This is a genomic window from Cognatishimia sp., assembly GCF_964229375.1.
Lineage (GTDB): Bacteria > Pseudomonadota > Alphaproteobacteria > Rhodobacterales > Rhodobacteraceae > Cognatishimia.
The window spans coordinates 1-19,841 of the sequence record NZ_CAXREH010000117.1; the positions used below are offsets into that span (position 1 = coordinate 1).

The following is a 19,841-nucleotide window of genomic DNA, read 5'->3' on the forward strand; positions in this document are numbered from 1 at the left end:
CGTTGAACCGAGTTCAGAAAATCCGCGACTGTTCCGGCGTCTGTCTCAAGATCCTTGATGTGTTCTGCCTCATAGGCCTGAGCGGCGGCCACGGAATTGCCGATCACACGGCTCACCCGATCAGAAAACCAGCCTTCCATACCGATGTTGATCGTCAGACCCGCGAAAATCGCCACCGTCACGGCAGGCACAAGCGCCATCAGCGCGAACACACCGGTCAATCGCATGTGCAGCCTGGAGCCCGCCGAACGCGAGCGCCGCGACGCCAGGATCCGCACCAGCCGCTGCATCACAAGCGCAGCCACGGCCAACACATACACAAGGTCTGTCAGCAAAATAGCGCGCAGCGATGTGGTGGAGGCCCCTTGGTCAAACGGACCAAAGATCAGGAACGTGGCGATGGCCAGGATCGGGCCCATAAAGACCACGCCAAAGGTGGCAATATTCTGCGCACGGCGCTGTCTGCGCAGCCGCAGAAAGCGCAACCAATGTGTCGCATTTGCACGTGCCACCAAGGGCCAACCTCACCAGATGCTGTGATCGCACTGCGACACACCGCCAAATTATGTGGTCAAAAAGGGCTGTGCGCCCCAATTGCCACGCCTTGTGGCCGTTTTACATCAACTTCCGGCGTCGTGTCACGTGAATATCGAGATCGGTGATTTTCTTTCGCAGGGTATTCCGGTTGATCCCCAAAAGATCAGCGCATTTTGCCTGATTGCCACCTGTCGCATCCAAGGCGATTTCGATCAGCGGCAGCTCGATTTCTTTCAGAATCCGCCCGTACAATCCTGGAGGCGGCAGCATATTGCCGTGCAGATCGAAATAACGCTTCAGGTGACGTGCAACGGACCCTGACAGCTTTTCGCTTTCGCCACCGCTCAGCAAGGGTACGGCTTCGGGTTGGGTTCCAAGAACGGCTTCCGCTTCCGAGCGAGAGATTTCCTCGCCCCGCGCGGTCAGCACCAGCCGTTTCACCGCATTCTCAAGCTGACGCACGTTGCCGGGCCAACTATAGGCGCGGAACAATTCCCGCGCATCATCAGAAAAGATCCGCATCGATGCGCCATCACGTTCCAGACGCGCCAGAAAATAATCCACCAGCAGCGGAATATCATCCACACGCTCGCGCAGAGACGGAACAACAAGGCTGGCCCCGCTGAGACGATAAAACAGATCCTGCCGCATCGTGCCCTTTTCGACCGCATCCATCAGATTGACCTGACTTGTCGCCATGAACCGCGGGTTGTGCTCCCCGGGGTTGTCAATCATGCGCACCACGCGGGCCTGCGTTTCACTGTCCAGATTTGAGACTTCGTCAAAGACCACAGTGCCGCCTTTGGCACGGGCAAGCACGCGGGCTGGCCCCTCAAGGTCAGACAGGTCAGGCGCGGTCACGGTGATGAACGGCAGCGTGCGCCGATCCGAGAAATCGTGAATTTCTCTAGCAATCAGGGATTTACCGGTTCCGGATTCGCCCGAAATCAGAACTGGCAGATCCGTGTTCATCACCCGCGCAACAAGGCGATAGAGGGACTGCATGACCGGCGTCCGCCCCACCAGAGGCAGCTCGTCCGGACGCTCTGCATCATCGACGGCCGGCGCTGTCGCCGCACGGCGCTTTTCGCTGAGCGCTTTGGCGGTGCGTTTCATCAAATCGGTCAGATCAAACGGCTTGGGCAGATAGTCATATGCCTCGGCCTCGGCTGCCTGAATCGCGGTCATGATTGTATTTTGCGCCGAGATCACGATCACCGGCAATTGCGGGCGATCTTCTGAAATCTTGGGCAGCATTTCCAACCCATTGCCATCCGGCATCATCACGTCCGTGATCACCACGTCGCCTTTGCCCTCGCCCACCCATCGCATCAGCGTGGTCAAAGAACTGGTGGCATGTACCTTGCAACCCGCCCGCGTCAGCGCTTGGGTCAGAACGGTGCGGATCGTGCGGTCATCATCAGCAACAAGGACGGTTCCATCCATGGCTTAAGTCTCCTTTGCAGGAATGAGGTTTTTAGGGGCGCGCGGCAAAGAGATGCGGAACACCGTCTTTCCAGGAACAGAGTCAACTGTGATCCAGCCGCCGTGGTCAGAGATAATTTTGCTTACTAGGGCCAGGCCAAGCCCCGTGCCATTCTCGCGGCCCGAGACGAAAGGATCAAAGATGTCGCCCTGCAGATCCTGCGGCAGACCGGGGCCATCGTCGATCACTTCGATCTGGAGCGGCAGGGATTGGCCAGACCCATCATTGCGCCGCAATCTGAAGCTGTGCTCAAAATAAGATTTCAGGCGGATTGTCCCTGACTTTCCAGCGGCTTCCGATGCGTTCTTCAACAGGTTCAAGACCACCTGCAACAGCTGATCGCCATCACCCAGGGCAAAGGGCAACGAGGGGTCATATTCTTCGATGATCTTCATATGCGCCCCAAAGCCCAGCAAGGCAGACCGACGGGCGCGGTCCAACACATCATGAATATTCACTGCGTCGTGCGCCGGGGGCTGAAGATTGCCGAACTGCTCGACCTGCTCCAGCAGTTTCACGATGCGCCGACTTTCCTCGACGATCAGATCGGTCAATTCCAGATCTTCGGGCTTCAGATTCATCGACAGCAACTGCGCCGCCCCTGTGATGCCCGCCAGAGGGTTCTTGATTTCATGCGCCAGCATCTCGGCCATGCCGATGGCCGACTTTGCGGCGTTCTTCACGCTTTCGGAAATCGACACGCGGCTTGCCAGTTCCTGAGGTTCAAACAGGAACAACATGTCGCCGTCTGATCCTTGCATTGGCGCGATTTGCAGGTTGCACTGAATTGGCGGCGCATTGCCTGATCCGATGTCAGCGTCGTTAACGAACAAAGACGAATTCTGCGTTCTTGCCCGTGCAAAAGCCTGCTCGAGCGGAGCGTCAACGGCTATGCGGTCCCACACAGGCGTGCCTTTGATCGACTTGGACGAGGCGTTCAGAAAGACTTCCGCCACGCCGTTTACATCCTGAATGCAGTCTTCCTTATCCACCAGAATGGCCGGAATCGGCAAAGACGCCCAGAGTGTCGAATTCGAGATCACGCGGCGCTCCTTTCTGGCCCAGAGGCCAGTGCGTCTGGCAGCAGACGCAAGACTTCAGTTGGCGATTTCGCTGTAAGAACAGCGGTTCGTAGAGTTTTTTCGCAGGTCGCAACGTCCATGTACCAACCCAGGTGTTTGCGCGCGACTTTCAGCCCCAACGGCACACCGTAAAACCCAAGCATGGCTTCGTAATGGTTTGAAACCATGTCAATAAATGCGCTTTCATCCGGGATTTCTGGTGCAGCCGAGCCAAAGACCTCGGATGCCACAAGCGCCGGAAGCCAAGGACGCCCTTGCACACCCCGCCCCATCATCACGCCATCCGCGCCGGAGTGTTGCAAGGCGGCTTTGGCGGTGGTGCTGTCGACGATGTCTCCGTTGGCGATGACAGGGATGCTGACCGCCTCTTTGACCCGCGCAATCGCGCGCCAATCGGCAGAGCCCTTGTAAAACTGGCACCGCGTCCGCCCATGAATTGTGACCATCTGGATCCCGACGGCCTCGGCCTGCGCCACCAGTTCGGGCGCGTTTAGCATGTCGTCGTCCCAGCCAAGGCGGGTTTTCAGGGTCACTGGAACATCTACGGCCTCGACAACCGCTTCGATCAACGAAATCGCCAGCTCTGGCACGCGCATCAGCGCAGAGCCTGAGGCGCCAGCGCCACTGGTGCTTGTGACCTTTTTCGCGGGGCATCCCATGTTGATATCAATGATCCGCGCGCCATTTGCTTCGGCCATCTTGGCGGCCTCGGCCATCCAATAGGCCTCACAGCCCGCGATCTGAACAGACGTTCCTGCAACCCCAAAGCCAAGCTCGGCTTTTTCGCGCACGCCTGGCTTTGCATTGATCAAATCTTGGGACGCGATCATTTCCGACACGACAAGACCCGCACCAAAGCGCGCAACCAGATCCCGAAAGGGCAGATCTGTGATTCCGGCCAGAGGCGCCAGAAACACTGGCGGGTCCAGAACAATGTCATTGAGTCGTATGCTCACATGCGTATTCCTTGTGCAGCGGCTTGAAAATATTCGGAAACACCTGACTCCACAATGAATCGAGCGGGTATTTTGGCTTCAATTTAAGCATGTGCCTATTTTTTAAGCAACTCAACCCAGTTGATTGCGTAAAGCCTGATCTAGACTTAGACAGATCGCATGAGTGAGCAGCATCAAAAAACCGTCGCCCTAATCGTCGCCGCAGGTCGCGGCACGCGCGCGGGTGGCCAGCTGCCAAAGCAATGGCATCCGCTGGCGGGCCATCGGGTCGCGGATTGGACCCTTGCAGCCTTTCGCGCACATCCTGACGTGGACGACACATTGCTTGTGGTGCATCCTGATGACACAGAGCACTACAGCACCTTGAGCGTTGAAACCGTGCCCGGCGGCGCAACCCGCGATGCCTCGGTGCGCAATGGACTCGAGGCGCTGGTCGGCAGGGATGTCACCCATGTGCTGATCCACGACGTCGCCCGCGCGACTGTCTCGCAGCAGGTCATCTCAGACGTGCTTGCGGCGCTGAAAAACGCCAAAGCCGCCGCACCAGCTATCGCCGTCACCGACGCGCTCTGGCGGGGCGCGGATGGCAAAGTCACTGGCACGCAGGACCGCAGTGGACTTTACCGCGCGCAAACCCCGCAAGGGTTTGATTTCAAGACCATCCTGACGGCGCACCATAGCTTTCAGGGGCAAGCCGCGGATGACGTCGAAGTTGCGCGCGTCGCGGGCGTGGACGTGACGATCACCGAGGGTGACGAAGCCAATCTGAAAATTACAACGCCCGGGGATTTCGCCCGCGCGGAACGCATTTTGCGAGGGACTATGGATATTAGACTGGGCAACGGATTTGACGTGCACGCCTTTGAAGATGGGGATCATGTGGTGCTGTGCGGGGTGACGATCCCTCATTCGCACGCCCTAAAGGGACATTCAGACGCCGATGTCGGAATGCATGCCGTGACCGATGCGATCTATGGCGCGCTGGCCGAAGGCGACATCGGGCGTCATTTCCCACCCAGCGAAATGGAGTGGAAAGACGCCGACAGCGCCATCTTTCTCAAGCACGCCGTAGAGCTTGCGCGCAGCAAAGGCTTTGCGATTTCAAACATCGATTGCACGCTGATCTGCGAGCGCCCTAAAATCGGGCCGAACGCCGCAAAGATGATTGCACGCATGGCGGATCTGATGGGCCTGCCCTCTGACCGCGTCAGCATCAAAGCCACCACCAGCGAGCGCCTTGGCTTTACCGGCCGCGAAGAAGGCATTGCTGCGCTGGCGACAGCCACATTGGTGAAACCATGAGCAAATTCATCGCAACCGTCTTTTATGTAGGATACCTGCGCCCTGCCCCCGGCACCTGGGGATCACTGGCAGGCGTACTGCTGGCCTTGGCTATTCAGGTATTCGGCGGCTTTCCTGCGTTGGCCGTGGCCACGGTTGTCGTCTTTGGCCTTGGCTGGTGGGCAACCGCGGCCATGACACGTGGCGGCGGCAACCACGACCCAAGCGAAATTGTAATCGACGAGGTTGTGGGCCAGTGGATTGCGCTTTTCGTGGTCAGCTATGGCAGCTGGTCCATGGGCCTGCCCGCTCTAGCGATGTACCCCGGCTGGATCGCGGGATTTCTGTTCTTTCGCTTGTTCGATATCTGGAAGCCGTGGCTGGTCGGCTGGGCAGACAGACGCGGCGACGCATTGGGCGTCATGCTGGATGACGTCATCGCCGGCGTGTTCGCGGCCATCGCCGTCACCCTTCTGGGCGGCTTTTATCACATGGTGATCCTGTGACGCTGGCAGAAGAGCTTTTGGACCTGGCCAAAGCCAAGGGCGTTCAGCTTGCCACGGCGGAAAGCTGCACGGGTGGAATGGTATCTGCGGCCATCACCGACGTTGCCGGGTCTTCGGCCATTCTGGATCGGGGGTTTGTCACATATACCAATGCGGCAAAAACCCAGATGCTGGGCGTCTCGCCTGACACGCTCTCAGCCCATGGCGCTGTGTCAGAGCAAGTCGCGCGCGAAATGGCCGAGGGCGCGCGACGCAACAGCGCGGCACAGATTGCGGTCTCGATCACCGGAATTGCCGGACCGGGCGGATCCGAGTTCAAACCCGAAGGGCGCGTCTGTTTTGGCATCACTTTGCAAACAGAGACCCTTACGGAAACGATTGAATTTGGGGCAATCGGGCGAAAAAATGTGCGTCAGTCAGCGCGCGACCATGCGCTGCGCCTGCTTATATCGGCCACATCACAGGTGTGACCAATATTTAACCACACCAACCGAATAACCGCACAAAAATTAATCAAACCAAAAAACGCATATAATTTAGCCAGCTTTAACCTAACTGCCTCTTTGTTTTGCACCCCGCATCCGCTTTGACCCGATCAACTGATCGAAAGTTGATAAGGGGACTATCATGAACGGAGCGGATACCGCCTGGATCATCGTCGCCACCGCATTGGTGCTGATGATGACACTGCCTGGACTGGCACTTTTCTACGGAGGCCTCGTGCGGGCGCGCAACGTACTGAGCGTGTTTATGCACTGCTATGCCATCGCCTGCCTGATGAGCGTGCTGTGGCTGGTCGCGGGCTATTCCATCGCCTTTGGCGGCGGCACATCTGGCTATTGGGGTGGTCTGGACAAGATGTTCCTGTCGGGCGTCATCACGGACAGCCTGTCTGGCACCCTGCCCGAGGTTCTTTTCTTTGCCTTCCAGATGACCTTCGCAATCATCACCCCGGCGCTGATCGTCGGCGCCTATGTCGAACGCATCGGATTTGGCTTTGTCCTGCTGTTTTCTGCACTTTGGATGCTGATCTGCTATGCACCGGTGGTTCACTGGGTCTGGGGCGGTGGCTTTCTTGCGGACGGTGGTATTTTTGGCGACAGCGGCGTGCGCGACTTTGCAGGCGGCATCGTGGTACACGAAACCGCAGGCATCGCGGCCCTTGTGATTGCCGTTATGCTGGGTGCACGCAAAAACAATACCACCCCGCCACACGCACCTTGGATGGTGATGGTCGGCGCGGCCCTGCTTTGGGTGGGCTGGTTCGGCTTTAACGGCGGCTCACAGCTTGCGGCCGATGGCGGCGCTGCGATGGCCCTGACGGTCACGCATATCTCTGCGGCAACGGCGTCCCTGACTTGGGCCCTGTGGGAGAAATTCAAATACGGCAAGGCCTCTCTGGTCGGTCTGGTCACCGGCACCATCGCGGGTCTGGCGTCCATCACTCCGGCCTCTGGCTTTGTTGGCCCCGTCGAAGCACTGATCATCGGCGCTGTCGCAGGCGTGCTCTGTCAAGAAGCCGTCAACCTTGTGCGCAATGCGCTCAAGATCGACGACACGCTTGATGTCTTTGCCGTGCACGGTGTTGGCGGGATCTTTGGGACTATCATGATCGCCGTCTTTGGCCAGGCCGGGTTTGCCGCGCAACTCGGGTCGCTCGCGATTGTAGGTGTCTTCACGCTGGTGGTCACGGTCGTGCTGGTCAAAGTCGTCAGCTTGATCACACCACTGCGTGTTGACGAAGACGCCGAGAACACAGGTCTTGACCTCGCGCATCACGGGGAGCGCGCCTACGACATTCGGTCGTAATCAGGGCTAGATAGACTTGGAAAAGGCGCTCGCAAGGGCGCCTTTTTTATGTGTAAAGCTCCGCCGCGCGGGTCTCGAAGGCGCGCACAATCCGGTTCATCGCCTCGTTGAACACCACGCCGATCACGCCTTGCAAAATCGCGTTCTTGAACTCGAAATCCACAAAGAACGCCACTTCACATCCGCCCTCTACATCTTTGAAATTCCATGTGGATTTCAGATATTTGAATGGGCCGTCAAGATATTCTGTATCAATGGACTTCTCGGCATCAAACAGGGTGACACGTGACCCGAACTTTTCGCGAAACACTTTGAAAGAGATCACCAGATCCGCCAGCATCACCACCGCGTCCCCTTCGGGCGTACGGGACCGTATGCGCGCGGCCGCGCACCAAGGCAGGAATTTCGGATAAGACGCCACATCCGCCACCAAGTCATACATTTGCGCCGCAGTGTACGGCAGAACTCTGGTTTCAGAATGTCGTGGCATTTTCTAGTTTTGACCGCTCGGTTGACCTTGATACTCCGCGCCCATTTCGTATTGTTGGCGCGGAAATTCAAGGGGGCAGCATGACACAGCCAGCATATGTGATCGACAAAATGATCTCGGCCAAAAGTATTGACGCACGTATCGAAGAGCTTTGCAGCGAAATTCGACGCGAGTTTGCGGACACAGACAAGCTTGTGGTTGTTGGCCTTTTGCGCGGATCCTTTGTGTTCATCGCGGACCTCGTGCGCGAGCTGGACCTGCCTGTCGAAGTCGATTTCCTTGAGGCCTCGTCCTATGGGGATTCCATGGAAAGCAGCCGCGAAGTGCGAATCCTGAAGGATCTGCGCGGCGAGATCGAGGGCCGCGATGTTCTGGTTGTCGAAGACATCGTGGACACTGGCCACACGCTGTATCATGTCTCGCGCTTTTTGCAGAACCGCAATCCGCACAAAATGAAAACCATCGCCCTGCTCGACAAACCCAGCCGACGCGAAGCCGACGTGCGCGCAGATTGGGTTGGGTTTGAAATCCCTGACGAGTTTGTTGTGGGCTATGGCATTGATTATGCACAACGAAATCGCAATCTGCCCTTTATTGGTAAAGTCCGTTTCGTCGACGCGTAGGCCGTTTCTCACGAAATCGTGAAGCAATTTGGGGCCGATAGGCCCCAAATCTTAACCAGCCTCGCTACACTGACTGCAAGTAAAGTTATTAGCAGGAGTGTTTCCCATGGCCAAAAGACTACTTACTTCCCTGACATTGATGGCGACGATGGCCGCAGGCGCAAGCTTTGCGGACGGACATATCGCAGGTGCGATCAAAGCACGCCAAGGACAGATGCAGCTTTATGCGCATTATTTAGGTGTGCTGGGTGGTATGGCACGGGGCAACACAGAATATAACGCCGAGGCAGCACAGGCCGCGGCAGACAGCCTGCTGGCCGTCGCCTCGATCAGCGGCGCCACACTGTGGCCGCAGGGCTCTGATATGGACAGCGTTGAAGGCACTCGTGCCAAGGCCGCGATCTGGGAGAATTTCGCGGACGTTGGCGCGAAATCCATGGCGGTAACAACAGCTGCGGCCAATATGGCGACCGCGGCAGGCACGGATCTGGAGTCGCTGCGCGCCGCAATGGGTGACCTTGGCGGCACCTGCGGGGCCTGCCACAAAGCCTATCGGGGTCGCTAACCAACGATGAAACGCCTGTTGCGTCTTTTGTGTGTGCTGGCCCTTGTTGGGCTGGCCATCTTTTTCTTTGTCACGCGACCCGCGCAGGTGGATGTCGCGCAATTTGACCGCCTGACACCGGATGCCGTGCATGGCAAAGACGTCTTTCACGCGGCAGGCTGCGCGTCATGCCATATCGCCCCAGGCGGCGAAATCGGCGACGCTCCGGTACTGGCGGGCGGTCAAGCCTTCGCGTCTGATTTTGGCACGTTCTACGCCCCCAATATCTCGCCAGATACGGTCGCCGGGATTGGGGGCTGGTCGATCGAAGACTTTGCAAATGCGGTCCAGAATGGCGTGTCACCAAACGGAAAACACTATTATCCGGCCTTCCCCTATGTGTCTTACGCCAAGATCACGCCACAGGATTTGGTGGATTTGAAAGCCTTCATGGACACGCTGCCACCCTCGGGCGAAGCGAACCTGCCACATGACGTCGGCTTTCCCTTTAGCTATCGCCGCGCGCTTGGCGGATGGAAACTGCTGTTTGCGGGCAAGGACTGGGTCGTGACGGACGTGGCGACACCGGAACTGGAACGGGGCCGGTATTTGGTTGAGGGCTTAGGCCACTGCGGTGAATGCCACACTCCCAGAAATGCGCTTGGCGGTTTGAACCGGTCAGCCTGGCTGACTGGATCGGTTCTGCCAGGCGAAGGCAAAGTGCCCGGCATCACCCCCTCTGCATTGGATTGGAGCGCCGAAGACGTGGCCTATTATCTGGAAAGCGGATTTACACCCAGCTTTGACAGCGCCGGCGGCGCTATGGCTCATGTAGTTGAAAACATGTCAAAACTTCCGACCTCTGATCGGGACGCAATTGCTGCCTATGTCGCATCCCTGCCATAGACAGTTCCGCCGGAGGCCCTGTTAAGAGCCTCCGGCGGGGATATTTTTAGCAAGAGAAAAAGAACGGCCCTAGCCTGCGCGTCTTAGGCGCGTGCCAGTTTCGCCAAGCGGTTTTCGCGCAATTGCGCAAAGTCGTCGCCCGCGTGATAAGAGCTGCGGGTCAGCGGGGTCGCCGAGACCATCAGGAAGCCTTTGCCATAGGCCGCTTTCTCGTATTGCTCGAATTCTTCTGGTGTCACAAACCGGTCCACCGCGTGGTGCTTTGGAGTCGGCTGCAGGTACTGGCCGATCGTCAGGAAATCGATATCGGCGGCGCGCATGTCTTCCATGACCTGCATCACGGCCTGCCGGTCCTCGCCAAGCCCAACCATGATGCCTGACTTAGTAAAGATCTCAGGATCCAGCTCTTTCACCCGTTGCAACAGACGCAGTGAGTGGAAATAGCGCGCGCCGGGACGGACCTCGGGATAAAGGCCCGGCACCGTTTCAAGGTTGTGGTTGAACACATCCGGTTTTGCATCGGTGACAATTTTCAGCACCGAAGGATCACAGCGGATGAAATCCGGCGTCAGGATTTCAATTGTCGTGCCCGGGCTGCGATGGCGAATGGCACGGATGGTCTGGGCAAAATGCTCGGCGCCGCCGTCTTCGATGTCATCGCGGTCAACCGACGTGATCACCACATGGTTCAGACCCAGTTTCTGCACCGCATCCGCGACGCGGCCGGGCTCAAATGGATCCAGATCCTCGGGTGGTTTGCCGGTCGCGATATTGCAGAAGGTACAGGCCCGCGTACAGACCTCGCCCATGATCATCATGGTGGCGTGCCCCTGGCTCCAGCATTCGCCGGCGTTCGGGCACGCAGCCTCTTCGCAGACGGTTGCCAGATTGTGCTCCCGCATGATGCGTTTGGTGGCGTTATACCCTTCGCCGGTGGGCGCTTTGACGCGGATCCACTTTGGCTTTCGCGGCTGGGCGTTGTCCGGCCGGTGGGCTTTTTCAGGATGGCGTTGCTCGGGGATCTTTAGGTCTCTCACGCGGCTTTCCTCTGATAAATGCAAGCGGCTGAAGTGCTAACATAGTACGCAATATACGCAATAGCTAGCGTTGGGCCGACACCTGCCCCGTGTTGCACATGCTGCGATCGCGAGAATGGCTTTGCGATGCTCCATACCCACAGGCGCTATGTTGTTGAAGCCATTTGGGAATCAATTTATGCCGCGCGGCTGAAATAACCAACTTACAGAGGCCACTATGTTTGCCGGACAAAAACTCCCCAATGTCACTTTCCGCACCCGCGTTCGCGATGACTCTATCGACGGTCCAAACCCGTTCCGTTGGCAGGATGTGACCACAGCGGACTATTTCGCTGGCAAACGCGTTGTCCTGTTTTCCTTGCCTGGCGCGTTCACACCGACCTGCTCGACCTATCAGCTGCCTGGGTTTGAAAACGGCTTTGACGATTTCGTAGCCGAAGGCATCGACGCGATCTATTGCATGTCCGTGAACGATTCCTTTGTGATGAACAAATGGGCCGAAGCGCAGGGCATCAAAAACGTTGCTGTTATTCCTGACGGATCCGGCGAGTTCACGCGCAAGGTCGGCATGCTGGTTGATAAAGACAACCTTGGCTTTGGGATGCGCTCTTGGCGGTATGCGGCCGTGGTTGACAATGGTGTGGTCGAGGCATGGTTCGAAGAGCCTGGCCGTGATGACAACCACCCAGAGGATCCTTATGGCGAAAGCGCGCCAGAAAATGTGCTGGGCTACCTGAAGGCCAAAGTGGAAACAGTCGCAGCGTAAGCATCTGTACCTAAAAGAAAAAGGCCCGCGACTGTCGCGGGCCTTTTGCGTTACCAGATCAAGTCGCCGACTTCGGGGTCGCAGGTGCGATAGTGCTCGGCCAGACGGATCAACGCGATCCGCAAGACCACTTTGCCTGACCGCGCAGGCCAGCCCAGGTGCTTTTCTGTGGCCTCCATGCCCTGCATATGACAGCAGCACCGCAAGGCAATGTCCGACAACCCTTCGCCCAATGTCTCGAGTGCGGCCGAGACGCGCGCACGCGCTGCCAAGGGCCCGCGCATGGGGCTTGGGGCTGGTGACGAGGCCGTCGCAGGTGCGAGAAACCGCGACCAATCCTGTGTCACTCCGGGTTCCAGATGCGCGAGTTCAAAGTCTTCGCGCAGCCGTTCGCCTGCCCTGACAAGATCTTTTGACAGATAGGGCACGCCGTCTTTGTCGCGCCGCCGCGCCAGCACAGCCATCGGCCCCTCCGAGCTGTGGAACCTGACGCGCGCAGCCGTGGTGCTGGTGGTTCTGTGGCCATCGGCCTCATCGCACAGGCCTGTTGCGGAATTTTCGCGCCGCGCCAAGATAGACTGCAGGGCCGTGCGCCCCTCTGGAGTGATGACATAGCGCGCCACGCGGCCGTTGGATTTGCACGTGATCCAGTCTTTCAGCGCCATGGCTTCGGCAATTGCGCGATCCGTGACGGCGGTGCGATCGGTTTTGCCGTTAAGGCCTTCGCGGATCACAACCGCTTTGTCCAAATCCGGCGCAACAGCCAAAAGAGCGCCTGCGTGACTTAAGCTAGTCAGAATTTCAATCGCTGCCGCCTCAAGCGTTTCATCGCTGGCGGGTGGATCAGTGCTGTCTTCGGACTGGGCTGCCCCCTCTTTGGGTCGCGCCATCAACGGACGCGGTGAAACCTTGGCGCTTAGGGCGGCCAAAGCCGCATCAATTAGGGGGTCATCCCTGCGCGATTCTACCCGACGTATCTGCCGCATGATGGTTGAGGCATGGCAATTTGAGCTCCGCGCAAGCTCACGAATTGAAACGCCTTTTTCTGTATGGGCCAAGTAGCGTACCGCATAGGGAGGCACCCAGGTGGGAATGCTGCTTAGGCTTTGATCTGTTATCCTCTCCGACATTTTGAAATACCCCACGGAAGGTACACAGTACTGCCCTTTTTATCCGCAAATTTGTCCCCGGATTTATCCACACGCTAGGCAGCATTGGTTACCGACGCGTTAATATCAGCGTGCAAGGCCGATCATTGTTTCTATTTGGTAAACAGTAATTGACCCGCCCGCACGGTGCTTTTGGCGGACGCAACACCACAAAAGGCTGTGACATCCTCGTCTGCGAATCCACAAACAGAGATATTCGATGGACGTGTTACAACAAATCACCGCCCTGAAACGCCCGGCAATCCTGGTGCGCGCCGCCAAAGACGCGGCTTTGTCTTATCAGCGCAAAGTGCATCTAAGACGGTTTTTCGGGGAAACTCTGCCGCACAAGAACGCAACGCTTTTGGCGCAGCTTTTAGAGTTGGAACACAAAAGCAATGAACAGCGTTTGGCTGAAATGGCGGAATATTCAGTGGCGCGTCATTTGGACATTCTGATCGCGCTGATCGGCGAAGCGCAGATCCTCCGCGCTTCGCAACAGTGATGTCTTGGCCTAGACGAAGGCGTCGGGCATCGAGGCTTTCTTTTTGGCAACATATTCGTTCAATGCCTCTTCCACAGCGGGATCGATGGCTGGCTTTTGATAGTTGTCCAACAGAAGTTTGACGCGATTGGCCGCCAAGGTTTGGGTGTCGCGCGCGCCCTCTTCTTCCCATGTTTCAAACGGCTTATAGTCCAGCAGTTCAGACCGCCAGAAGGCCGATTTAAAGTTCGCCTGCGTGTGTCCGCATCCCAGATAGTGCCCGCCAGGGCCGACTTCGCGGATGGCGTCCATGCCTTGGCCGTTTTCATCCATTGCGATGCCTTCGGCCATTTTTTGCAGGATGCCCAGCTGGTCTGCATCCATGACAAACTTTTCAAACGAGGACACAAGCCCACCTTCAAGCCAGCCACAGCTGTGCAGCATAAAGTTCACGCCGCCAAGCAGGGCGGCATTGTGCGTATGCGCCGTTTCATAAGCAGCTTGCGCGTCTGGCAGTTTCGACCCACACAGCCCGCCACCAGAGCGGAACGGCAGACCCATGCGCCGCGCCAATTGGCCTGCGCCATAAAGGATCTGGCTGGCTTCGGGTGTGCCAAAGGTTGGGGCACCGGAGCCCATGTCGATCGAGGTCACGAAGGCGCCGAAAATAACTGGCGCGCCTTTGCGGATAAGCTGGCTATAGGCGATGCCGGCAAGCACTTCGGCCATAACCTGCGTCAAGGTGCCAGCCACAGAAACCGGTGCCATGGCGCCGCCGACAATAAAGGGCGACACGATGCAGGCTTGGTTGTTCTTGGCGTACACCTCAAGCGCGCCCATCATCACATCGTCAAAGGTCATTGGCGAGTTGATGTTGATGAGCGAGGTCATCACGGTGTTGTCCTGAACAAAGTCCTGACCAAACAGGATCCCCGCCATATCCACGGAATCCTGCGCGCGGCTTGGTTCTGTCACAGAGCCCATGAAAGGTTTGTCGCTCAGCGTCATATGCGCAAGCAGCATGTCCAGGTGGCGTTTGTTCACCGGAATATCGGTTGGCTCACACACCGTGCCACCCGAGTGGTGCAGATACTTGGACATATAGCCAAGTTTCACGAACTTCTGGAAATCATCCATCGTCGCGTAACGACGACCGCCCTCCAGATCCCGCACAAATGGAGGGCCATAGACAGGCGCGCAAACTAGCGAATTGCCTCCGATCACCACAGATTTCTCTGGGTTACGGGCGTGCTGCGTGATCGACGACGGCGCAGTTTTACACAGTTCGCGTGCCAAACCGCGGGGGATACGCACGCGCTCGCCCTCAACCGTCGCCCCTGCGTCGCGCCAACGGTCTAGGGCTGCTGGGTTGTCGACAAAGTTGACGCCCACCTCTTCGAGAATGGTTTCAGCATTGGTCTCGATTATCTCGAGCGCCTCTTCCGTCAGAATTTCAAACAACGGAATGTTGCGTTCGATGTATTTTGCGGTTTCGATCTTGATCGAGCCACGTTCTGCCCGGCGGGCTGCGCCTCCGCCTCCACGGCTACGACGACGAGATGTTGCTTCGGCCATATTTTCCTCACCCAAAGGCGTTACATTTATTCAAATCTAGCCACGCCACGCAGGGGCCCACCGAGGAATTGCGGCTATTTGCCGAAAAAAGCGACATTCCCGCAGGAATTGACGTCGCGAACGCAGCTGAACTGCGGAGTCGGTCATTTTTTCATTGTGACTCGCTCTGGAACAGGAATGCCCGCTTGCGATTTAAAGGGTTTTCGCCTATGCGGCGCACATGACAGAGACATCCCACGACCGCCTGCTTATCATCGACTTTGGCAGCCAAGTGACGCAGCTGATTGCACGTCGTTTGCGCGAGTTGAACGTCTATTGTGAAATCCACCCCTATCAGAATGTCACAATGGATCTGGTCCGTGACATGGCTCCGAAAGCTGTGATCTTTTCTGGCGGGCCTGACAGTGTGACCCGCGAGGGATCGCCGCGCGCGCCGCAAGAGATTTTCGATTATGGCGTGCCGATCCTTGGGATCTGTTATGGGCAACAGGTCATGATGCATCAGTTGGGCGGCAAGGTCGAAAGCGGCCACGGCACCGCCGAGTTTGGCCGCGCCTTTGTCACGCCACAGAACGAGCTGTCGATTTTGGACGGCTGGTTCACCGAAGGCGACGAGCAGGTCTGGATGAGCCACGGCGACCATGTCTCTGAAATCGCATCAGGTTTTGAGGTTTACGGCACCTCTCCGAACGCGCCCTACGCAATCACGGCGGATGTCTCGCGCAACTTCTACGCGGTGCAATTCCACCCCGAAGTTCACCACACACCGCGTGGTGCGAAACTCTATGAGAATTTCGTCAAACTCGCAGGCTTCCAGGGCGATTGGACCATGGGCGCCTATCGCGACATCATGGTCGACAAGATCCGTGAACAGGTCGGCGACAAAAAGGTGATCTGTGGTCTGTCCGGCGGCGTCGACAGCTCTGTTGCGGCGGTTCTGATTCACGAAGCGATCGGCGATCAGCTGACCTGTGTTTTCGTCGACCACGGCCTGTTGCGCAAAGGTGAGGCCGAAGAGGTCGTCACCATGTTCCGCGACAACTACAATATGCAGCTGATCCACGCGGACGAACAAGAGCTGTTCCTCGGAGAGCTGGACGGCCAGTCTGACCCCGAGACGAAACGCAAGATTATCGGCAAACTGTTCATCGACGTGTTCCAGAAACACGCAGATACAATCGAGGGTGCCGAGTTCCTCGCGCAGGGCACGCTCTATCCAGATGTCATTGAATCCGTGAGCTTTTCTGGCGGCCCCTCGGTAACAATCAAATCGCACCACAACGTCGGTGGCCTGCCCGAAAAAATGGGGCTGAAACTGGTAGAACCGTTGCGCGAGCTGTTTAAAGACGAAGTGCGCGCACTTGGACGCGAACTGGGTCTGCCAGCATCGTTTATCGGGCGTCACCCCTTTCCCGGACCGGGCCTGGCCATCCGCTGCCCCGGCGAGATCACCCGCGAAAAGTTGGACATCCTGCGCGAAGCAGATGCGATCTATATCGACCAGATCCGCAAGCACGGCCTTTATGATGACATCTGGCAGGCATTCGTTGCGATTCTGCCAGTTCGGACCGTTGGTGTGATGGGCGACGGGCGGACCTATGACTATGCCTGTGCGTTGCGCGCTGTTACCTCGGTGGATGGTATGACGGCGGATTATTATCCGTTCAGCCACGAATTCCTTGGCGAAACCGCCACCCGGATCATCAATGAAGTCAAAGGCATCAACCGATGCACCTATGACATCACGTCCAAGCCTCCGGGCACGATTGAATGGGAATAAAAGACGCGGCTTTCTGGCTTTTGCGCCTTGGCGTGGTCGTCTATGCGGCCACGTTTCTTGCCGTCCTGGGGTGGAGCTTTCTGTGGCCAACCCCGAATTTGGCGTCGCTACCTGCAGTCGATACCGTCGTCTGTCTTGGCGGTGGCTATAAAAAAGACAACACGATCGGCAACTACTCACGCCAACGCGCCACGACCTGCGCGGATCTTGTACTGTCTGGCAAGGCGCAGCAGATCGTGATGACCGGCGCAAGCCAGATCGAGACCAGCGTGGCCGAGATGATGGCGGATGTTGCGCGTATGGATGGCGTGGCGGACACGCAGGTCATTGAAGAGCGCGTCGCACGCTCAACCCTGCAAAACGCTTTGTTTTCATTGCCGCATCTCGACAGCACACAGCCGGTTTTTCTGGTGACCGACAGTTTCCACTTGCCACGCAGCTGGATCAGCTTTCGCTGGGCAGGCTATGACACTTTAATCCTTGTGCCCTCTTCTGCGCGCGACGGCGAGACCTGGGTCTGGCCGGGGCCAAAAGCGCTTTTGCGTGAACCCTTGGCAATTTGGTTTAACGCCATGCGCGGCGGGCTTTGGTCGATTGCCAACCGATTTGGCGTGGAAAACACCGCCTGGCTTATGTAGCGTCAAAGAAAACTTGAGGTGACCATGAGCAGCGCGTCTCAACCACATATCGTCGTAACGGGCGCCAATGGATTTATCGGCACGCATGTCATGCACGCGCTCGCGCATGCTGGCGAGTATCCGGTGGGCCTGTGCCGCACGCCGACCAAAGGGTTGGTGCATGGTTTTGATCTGGAAAATCCGGGCGACTATAGTCAGGTTCTCTCTGGCGCCAAGGCCGTCATCCATTGTGCCGCCCGCATTCACGGCAAAGAAGACAAGGCCACGGAGCTGGCCGATCATATGAAGGCTAACAGCGACGGCACTGCAGACCTGATCCAGCAAGCCGAAGCGGCCGGGGTCGAAACTTTCATCTTCCTCTCAACGATCGCGGTCTACGGGATCAACGCAAAAGACGCGCCGATTGAGCTGGACCAGCCGACCGCGCCGACCACAGCCTATGGCAAAGCCAAACTGGCGGCCGAAGACCATGTTAGCAAAAGCAAAATGCGCACGATCATTCTGCGCGTGCCACAGGTTTATGGCCCACATGCCCCTGGCCTTTGGGGACGTATGCTGCGTATGGCCAAAGGGCCCTTTCCCCTGCCCTTTGGATTTGTGCGCAACCAGCGCAGCATGATCGCCGTGCAAAATCTGGCGGATTTGATCCGTCACTGCGTTCAAACACCCGATATGCCGCCGTTGCTTCACGCCACCGATCATGACGACATCAGCACGACAGAAATGATGCGTCACCTAAAGCGCGCATACGGTCGCCCAAACCTGTTGTTTCCCGCGCCATTCCCGGTGCTGCGACTGGGGGCATGGGCTATGCGACGGTCCTATCTATATGACATGTACTACCGCTCGCTTCGCTTCACGCCGACAGAATGCGGTTGGTCCCCAGTTCTTTCTGCAAAAGACGCATTGGCTGCCTGCGCACCAAAACGCTGAATTTACTTTTCTTTTTCACCAGAATTGGACACAGTCCCCGCAAGATCGGAGGACGCCATGTTTCGTATTACCCTAGCCGTTTGCCTGCTGGCCACGCCAGCGCTTGCAGACAATTATATCTGCAAAGGCAGCGATCCGGACTGGGAACTCACAATCAACGGATCCGAAGCAATCTTTGATTTCGAGCGCAAAAACACCTTTCAGATCCCCGACACGGCCATCGCCGAGGGCCGCGACTGGCCCCGCGCGAAACCGATCATTGGCGACTTTGACACCGCCATCGCGATTCTGGACAAGGCGAGCTGCGAAACCGGCCCCTTCACCGTCGACATCCTGACACAACGCGGGCAAACGCCCCTGCTTTTGACCGGGTGCTGCGAGGTTGTAGAATGAGCGACGGCATCAAGGGCATCCTCTGGATGCTGGGGTCTGTGATTTCCTTCACCGTCATGGCGATTGCGGGGCGCACGGTCAGTGCAGAACTGGATACCTTTGAGATCATGTTGTTCCGCAGCCTGCTGGGGGTGGCCATCGTATGTCTGATCCTGACCTCCAGCAAACGCTGGAACGACATTACGGGCCGCGATTTTCACCTTCATCTGGGCCGCAACGTTGCGCATTTCACCGGACAGAACCTGTGGTTCTTTGCCTTGGCGACAATTCCTTTGGCACAGGTCTTCGCGCTCGAGTTCACAACGCCCATCTGGGTCATCCTGCTCGCGCCGATTTTCCTGAAGGAACGCTGGAGCCTGTCCACCCTCTTGTGTGCAACCCTCGGCTTTCTCGGCATCCTCGCCATCGCGCGTCCCGGTGTTATTCCGATGGGCCTTGGCTTTGTCACCGCCGCCAGCTCTGCGATCGGCTTTGCGATCGCGATGCTGTTCACCAAACATCTGACCAAACGCAATTCGACGCTGACGATCCTGTTTTATCTGACCACCATGCAGGCCGTTTTCGGGGTGATCTGCGCCGGTTATGACGGCGATATCGCGCTGCCGTCTTTGTCGATTGTCCCCTACGTTCTGCTGATCGGCCTCACCGGACTGACCGCACATTGGAGCATCACCAGCGCTTTGCAGCTGGCGCCGCCGTCTTTGGTCGCCCCCGTGGACTTCCTTCGACTGCCGCTAATAGCTGTCGTAGGGGCAGTTTTTTATGGGGAATCCGTCGACAATTGGCTGATTGTGGGCGCTTCGTTGAGTATCGCGGGCAACTACGCGAACATACTGTTGCAATTGCGCGCCACTCAGACTCGGTCGT

General features: G+C 57.5%; 21 protein-coding genes and 1 pseudogene. 14 read left to right on the forward strand and 8 right to left on the reverse strand.

Features of this window, described 5'->3' with window-relative positions:
- The 4 genes and pseudogenes from ACEQWH_RS09045 to dusB all read right to left on the reverse strand — a co-directional run.
- A pseudogene (locus ACEQWH_RS09045) lies at positions 1-512 on the reverse strand (PAS domain-containing sensor histidine kinase); the annotation flags it as partial.
- Positions 513-615: 103 nt separating this feature from the next.
- Complete coding sequence (locus tag ACEQWH_RS09050; RefSeq protein WP_370229963.1) at positions 616-1,983, reverse strand: response regulator; 1,368 nt, start codon at positions 1,981-1,983, stop codon at positions 616-618.
- A gap of 3 nt (positions 1,984-1,986) precedes the next feature.
- Positions 1,987-3,066, reverse strand: coding sequence for a nitrogen regulation protein NR(II) (locus ACEQWH_RS09055; protein WP_370229965.1), 1,080 nt, complete (start codon positions 3,064-3,066; stop codon positions 1,987-1,989).
- Positions 3,063-4,061, reverse strand: coding sequence for a tRNA dihydrouridine synthase DusB (gene dusB, locus ACEQWH_RS09060; RefSeq protein WP_370229966.1), 999 nt, complete (start codon positions 4,059-4,061; stop codon positions 3,063-3,065). Before dusB ends, ACEQWH_RS09055 begins: the two co-directional genes overlap by 4 nt.
- A gap of 159 nt (positions 4,062-4,220) precedes the next feature.
- On the opposite strand from dusB, the gene ACEQWH_RS09065 reads away from it, so the two are divergent.
- The 4 genes from ACEQWH_RS09065 (at position 4,221) to ACEQWH_RS09080 (ending at position 7,657) form a co-directional block, all read left to right on the forward strand.
- Positions 4,221-5,363 carry a bifunctional 2-C-methyl-D-erythritol 4-phosphate cytidylyltransferase/2-C-methyl-D-erythritol 2,4-cyclodiphosphate synthase gene (locus tag ACEQWH_RS09065; RefSeq protein WP_370229968.1) on the forward strand — a complete coding sequence of 381 codons (1,143 nt, stop codon included), beginning with the start codon at positions 4,221-4,223 and terminating at the stop codon, positions 5,361-5,363.
- Entirely contained in the window at positions 5,360-5,848 is a 489-nt protein-coding gene (locus tag ACEQWH_RS09070; protein ID WP_370229970.1) for a phosphatidylglycerophosphatase A, read from the forward strand. The genes ACEQWH_RS09065 and ACEQWH_RS09070 overlap by 4 nt, the downstream gene beginning before the upstream one ends.
- Positions 5,845-6,318 carry a CinA family protein gene (locus ACEQWH_RS09075; protein ID WP_370229972.1) on the forward strand — a complete coding sequence of 158 codons (474 nt, stop codon included), beginning with the start codon at positions 5,845-5,847 and terminating at the stop codon, positions 6,316-6,318. The genes ACEQWH_RS09070 and ACEQWH_RS09075 overlap by 4 nt, the downstream gene beginning before the upstream one ends.
- Before the next feature lie 157 nt (positions 6,319-6,475).
- Positions 6,476-7,657, forward strand: a complete 1,182-nt coding sequence (locus tag ACEQWH_RS09080) for an ammonium transporter (RefSeq protein ID WP_370229973.1) — start codon at positions 6,476-6,478, stop codon at positions 7,655-7,657.
- 46 nt (positions 7,658-7,703) lie between these two features.
- Here the strand turns inward: ACEQWH_RS09080 and ACEQWH_RS09085 are convergent, their stop codons facing one another.
- Positions 7,704-8,147, reverse strand: coding sequence for a type II toxin-antitoxin system RatA family toxin (locus ACEQWH_RS09085; RefSeq protein WP_370229975.1), 444 nt, complete (start codon positions 8,145-8,147; stop codon positions 7,704-7,706).
- Between the two features lie 80 nt (positions 8,148-8,227).
- Here ACEQWH_RS09085 and hpt point away from each other — a divergent pair, with 80 nt between their 5' ends.
- The 3 genes from hpt to ACEQWH_RS09100 all read left to right on the forward strand — a co-directional run bounded on the left by hpt (position 8,228) and on the right by ACEQWH_RS09100 (position 10,220).
- Positions 8,228-8,770: a hypoxanthine phosphoribosyltransferase gene (gene hpt / locus ACEQWH_RS09090; protein WP_370229977.1), complete on the forward strand. Its 543-nt coding sequence runs from the start codon at positions 8,228-8,230 to the stop codon at positions 8,768-8,770.
- 106 nt (positions 8,771-8,876) lie between these two features.
- Positions 8,877-9,335 carry a cytochrome c gene (locus ACEQWH_RS09095; protein WP_370229979.1) on the forward strand — a complete coding sequence of 153 codons (459 nt, stop codon included), beginning with the start codon at positions 8,877-8,879 and terminating at the stop codon, positions 9,333-9,335.
- A gap of 6 nt (positions 9,336-9,341) precedes the next feature.
- Positions 9,342-10,220 carry a c-type cytochrome gene (locus ACEQWH_RS09100; protein ID WP_370229981.1) on the forward strand — a complete coding sequence of 293 codons (879 nt, stop codon included), beginning with the start codon at positions 9,342-9,344 and terminating at the stop codon, positions 10,218-10,220.
- 83 nt (positions 10,221-10,303) lie between these two features.
- On the opposite strand, the gene lipA is transcribed toward ACEQWH_RS09100, so the two are convergent.
- Complete coding sequence (lipA, locus tag ACEQWH_RS09105) at positions 10,304-11,257, reverse strand: lipoyl synthase (protein ID WP_370229984.1); 954 nt, start codon at positions 11,255-11,257, stop codon at positions 10,304-10,306.
- Positions 11,258-11,474: 217 nt separating this feature from the next.
- Between lipA and ACEQWH_RS09110 the strand changes: the two genes are divergently transcribed.
- A complete protein-coding gene (locus ACEQWH_RS09110; protein ID WP_370229986.1) occupies positions 11,475-12,023 on the forward strand; it encodes a peroxiredoxin in 549 nt (182 codons plus the stop codon).
- Positions 12,024-12,073: 50 nt separating this feature from the next.
- On the opposite strand, the gene ACEQWH_RS09115 is transcribed toward ACEQWH_RS09110, so the two are convergent.
- Entirely contained in the window at positions 12,074-13,009 is a 936-nt protein-coding gene (locus ACEQWH_RS09115; RefSeq protein WP_370229988.1) for a DUF6456 domain-containing protein, read from the reverse strand.
- A gap of 382 nt (positions 13,010-13,391) precedes the next feature.
- On the opposite strand from ACEQWH_RS09115, the gene ACEQWH_RS09120 reads away from it, so the two are divergent.
- Positions 13,392-13,676: a DUF6477 family protein gene (locus ACEQWH_RS09120; protein ID WP_370229990.1), complete on the forward strand. Its 285-nt coding sequence runs from the start codon at positions 13,392-13,394 to the stop codon at positions 13,674-13,676.
- A 9-nt stretch (positions 13,677-13,685) separates the two neighbouring features.
- Here ACEQWH_RS09120 and ACEQWH_RS09125 read toward each other — a convergent pair whose 3' ends face one another.
- On the reverse strand, positions 13,686-15,230 hold the full coding sequence (locus ACEQWH_RS09125) for a trimethylamine methyltransferase family protein (protein WP_370229992.1): 1,545 nt from the start codon (positions 15,228-15,230) through the stop codon (positions 13,686-13,688).
- A 220-nt stretch (positions 15,231-15,450) separates the two neighbouring features.
- On the opposite strand from ACEQWH_RS09125, the gene guaA reads away from it, so the two are divergent.
- The 5 genes from guaA to ACEQWH_RS09150 form a co-directional block, all read left to right on the forward strand.
- Positions 15,451-17,010 carry a glutamine-hydrolyzing GMP synthase gene (gene guaA, locus ACEQWH_RS09130; protein WP_370229993.1) on the forward strand — a complete coding sequence of 520 codons (1,560 nt, stop codon included), beginning with the start codon at positions 15,451-15,453 and terminating at the stop codon, positions 17,008-17,010.
- Positions 17,001-17,648, forward strand: a complete 648-nt coding sequence (locus ACEQWH_RS09135; RefSeq protein WP_370229995.1) for a YdcF family protein — start codon at positions 17,001-17,003, stop codon at positions 17,646-17,648. Before guaA ends, ACEQWH_RS09135 begins: the two co-directional genes overlap by 10 nt.
- A gap of 24 nt (positions 17,649-17,672) precedes the next feature.
- The gene (locus ACEQWH_RS09140) at positions 17,673-18,581 is read left to right on the forward strand and encodes an NAD-dependent epimerase/dehydratase family protein (RefSeq protein ID WP_370229996.1); all 909 of its coding nucleotides are present in this window, start codon (positions 17,673-17,675) and stop codon (positions 18,579-18,581) included.
- A gap of 57 nt (positions 18,582-18,638) precedes the next feature.
- Positions 18,639-18,974, forward strand: a complete 336-nt coding sequence (locus ACEQWH_RS09145; RefSeq protein ID WP_370229998.1) for a hypothetical protein — start codon at positions 18,639-18,641, stop codon at positions 18,972-18,974.
- The coding region (locus ACEQWH_RS09150) for a DMT family transporter (RefSeq protein WP_370230000.1) at positions 18,971-19,841 on the forward strand (871 nt) is incomplete at its 3' end. The genes ACEQWH_RS09145 and ACEQWH_RS09150, both read left to right, overlap by 4 nt.

Excerpts from the sequence above, each read along its gene's own strand:
- ACEQWH_RS09050 (WP_370229963.1), bottom strand. The coding sequence starts at position 1,983 with ATGGATGGAACCGTCCTTGTTGCTGATGATGACCGCACGATCCGCACC.
- ACEQWH_RS09065 (WP_370229968.1), top strand. The coding sequence starts at position 4,221 with ATGAGTGAGCAGCATCAAAAAACCGTCGCCCTAATCGTCGCCGCAGGT.
- ACEQWH_RS09070 (WP_370229970.1), top strand. The coding sequence starts at position 5,360 with ATGAGCAAATTCATCGCAACCGTCTTTTATGTAGGATACCTGCGCCCT.
- ACEQWH_RS09080 (WP_370229973.1), top strand. The coding sequence starts at position 6,476 with ATGAACGGAGCGGATACCGCCTGGATCATCGTCGCCACCGCATTGGTG.
- ACEQWH_RS09085 (WP_370229975.1), bottom strand. The coding sequence starts at position 8,147 with ATGCCACGACATTCTGAAACCAGAGTTCTGCCGTACACTGCGGCGCAA.
- hpt (WP_370229977.1), top strand. The coding sequence starts at position 8,228 with ATGACACAGCCAGCATATGTGATCGACAAAATGATCTCGGCCAAAAGT.
- ACEQWH_RS09095 (WP_370229979.1), top strand. The coding sequence starts at position 8,877 with ATGGCCAAAAGACTACTTACTTCCCTGACATTGATGGCGACGATGGCC.
- ACEQWH_RS09100 (WP_370229981.1), top strand. The coding sequence starts at position 9,342 with ATGAAACGCCTGTTGCGTCTTTTGTGTGTGCTGGCCCTTGTTGGGCTG.
- ACEQWH_RS09110 (WP_370229986.1), top strand. The coding sequence starts at position 11,475 with ATGTTTGCCGGACAAAAACTCCCCAATGTCACTTTCCGCACCCGCGTT.
- ACEQWH_RS09115 (WP_370229988.1), bottom strand. The coding sequence starts at position 13,009 with ATGCGGCAGATACGTCGGGTAGAATCGCGCAGGGATGACCCCCTAATT.
- ACEQWH_RS09120 (WP_370229990.1), top strand. The coding sequence starts at position 13,392 with ATGGACGTGTTACAACAAATCACCGCCCTGAAACGCCCGGCAATCCTG.
- ACEQWH_RS09125 (WP_370229992.1), bottom strand. The coding sequence starts at position 15,230 with ATGGCCGAAGCAACATCTCGTCGTCGTAGCCGTGGAGGCGGAGGCGCA.
- guaA (WP_370229993.1), top strand. The coding sequence starts at position 15,451 with ATGACAGAGACATCCCACGACCGCCTGCTTATCATCGACTTTGGCAGC.
- ACEQWH_RS09135 (WP_370229995.1), top strand. The coding sequence starts at position 17,001 with ATGGGAATAAAAGACGCGGCTTTCTGGCTTTTGCGCCTTGGCGTGGTC.
- ACEQWH_RS09140 (WP_370229996.1), top strand. The coding sequence starts at position 17,673 with ATGAGCAGCGCGTCTCAACCACATATCGTCGTAACGGGCGCCAATGGA.
- ACEQWH_RS09145 (WP_370229998.1), top strand. The coding sequence starts at position 18,639 with ATGTTTCGTATTACCCTAGCCGTTTGCCTGCTGGCCACGCCAGCGCTT.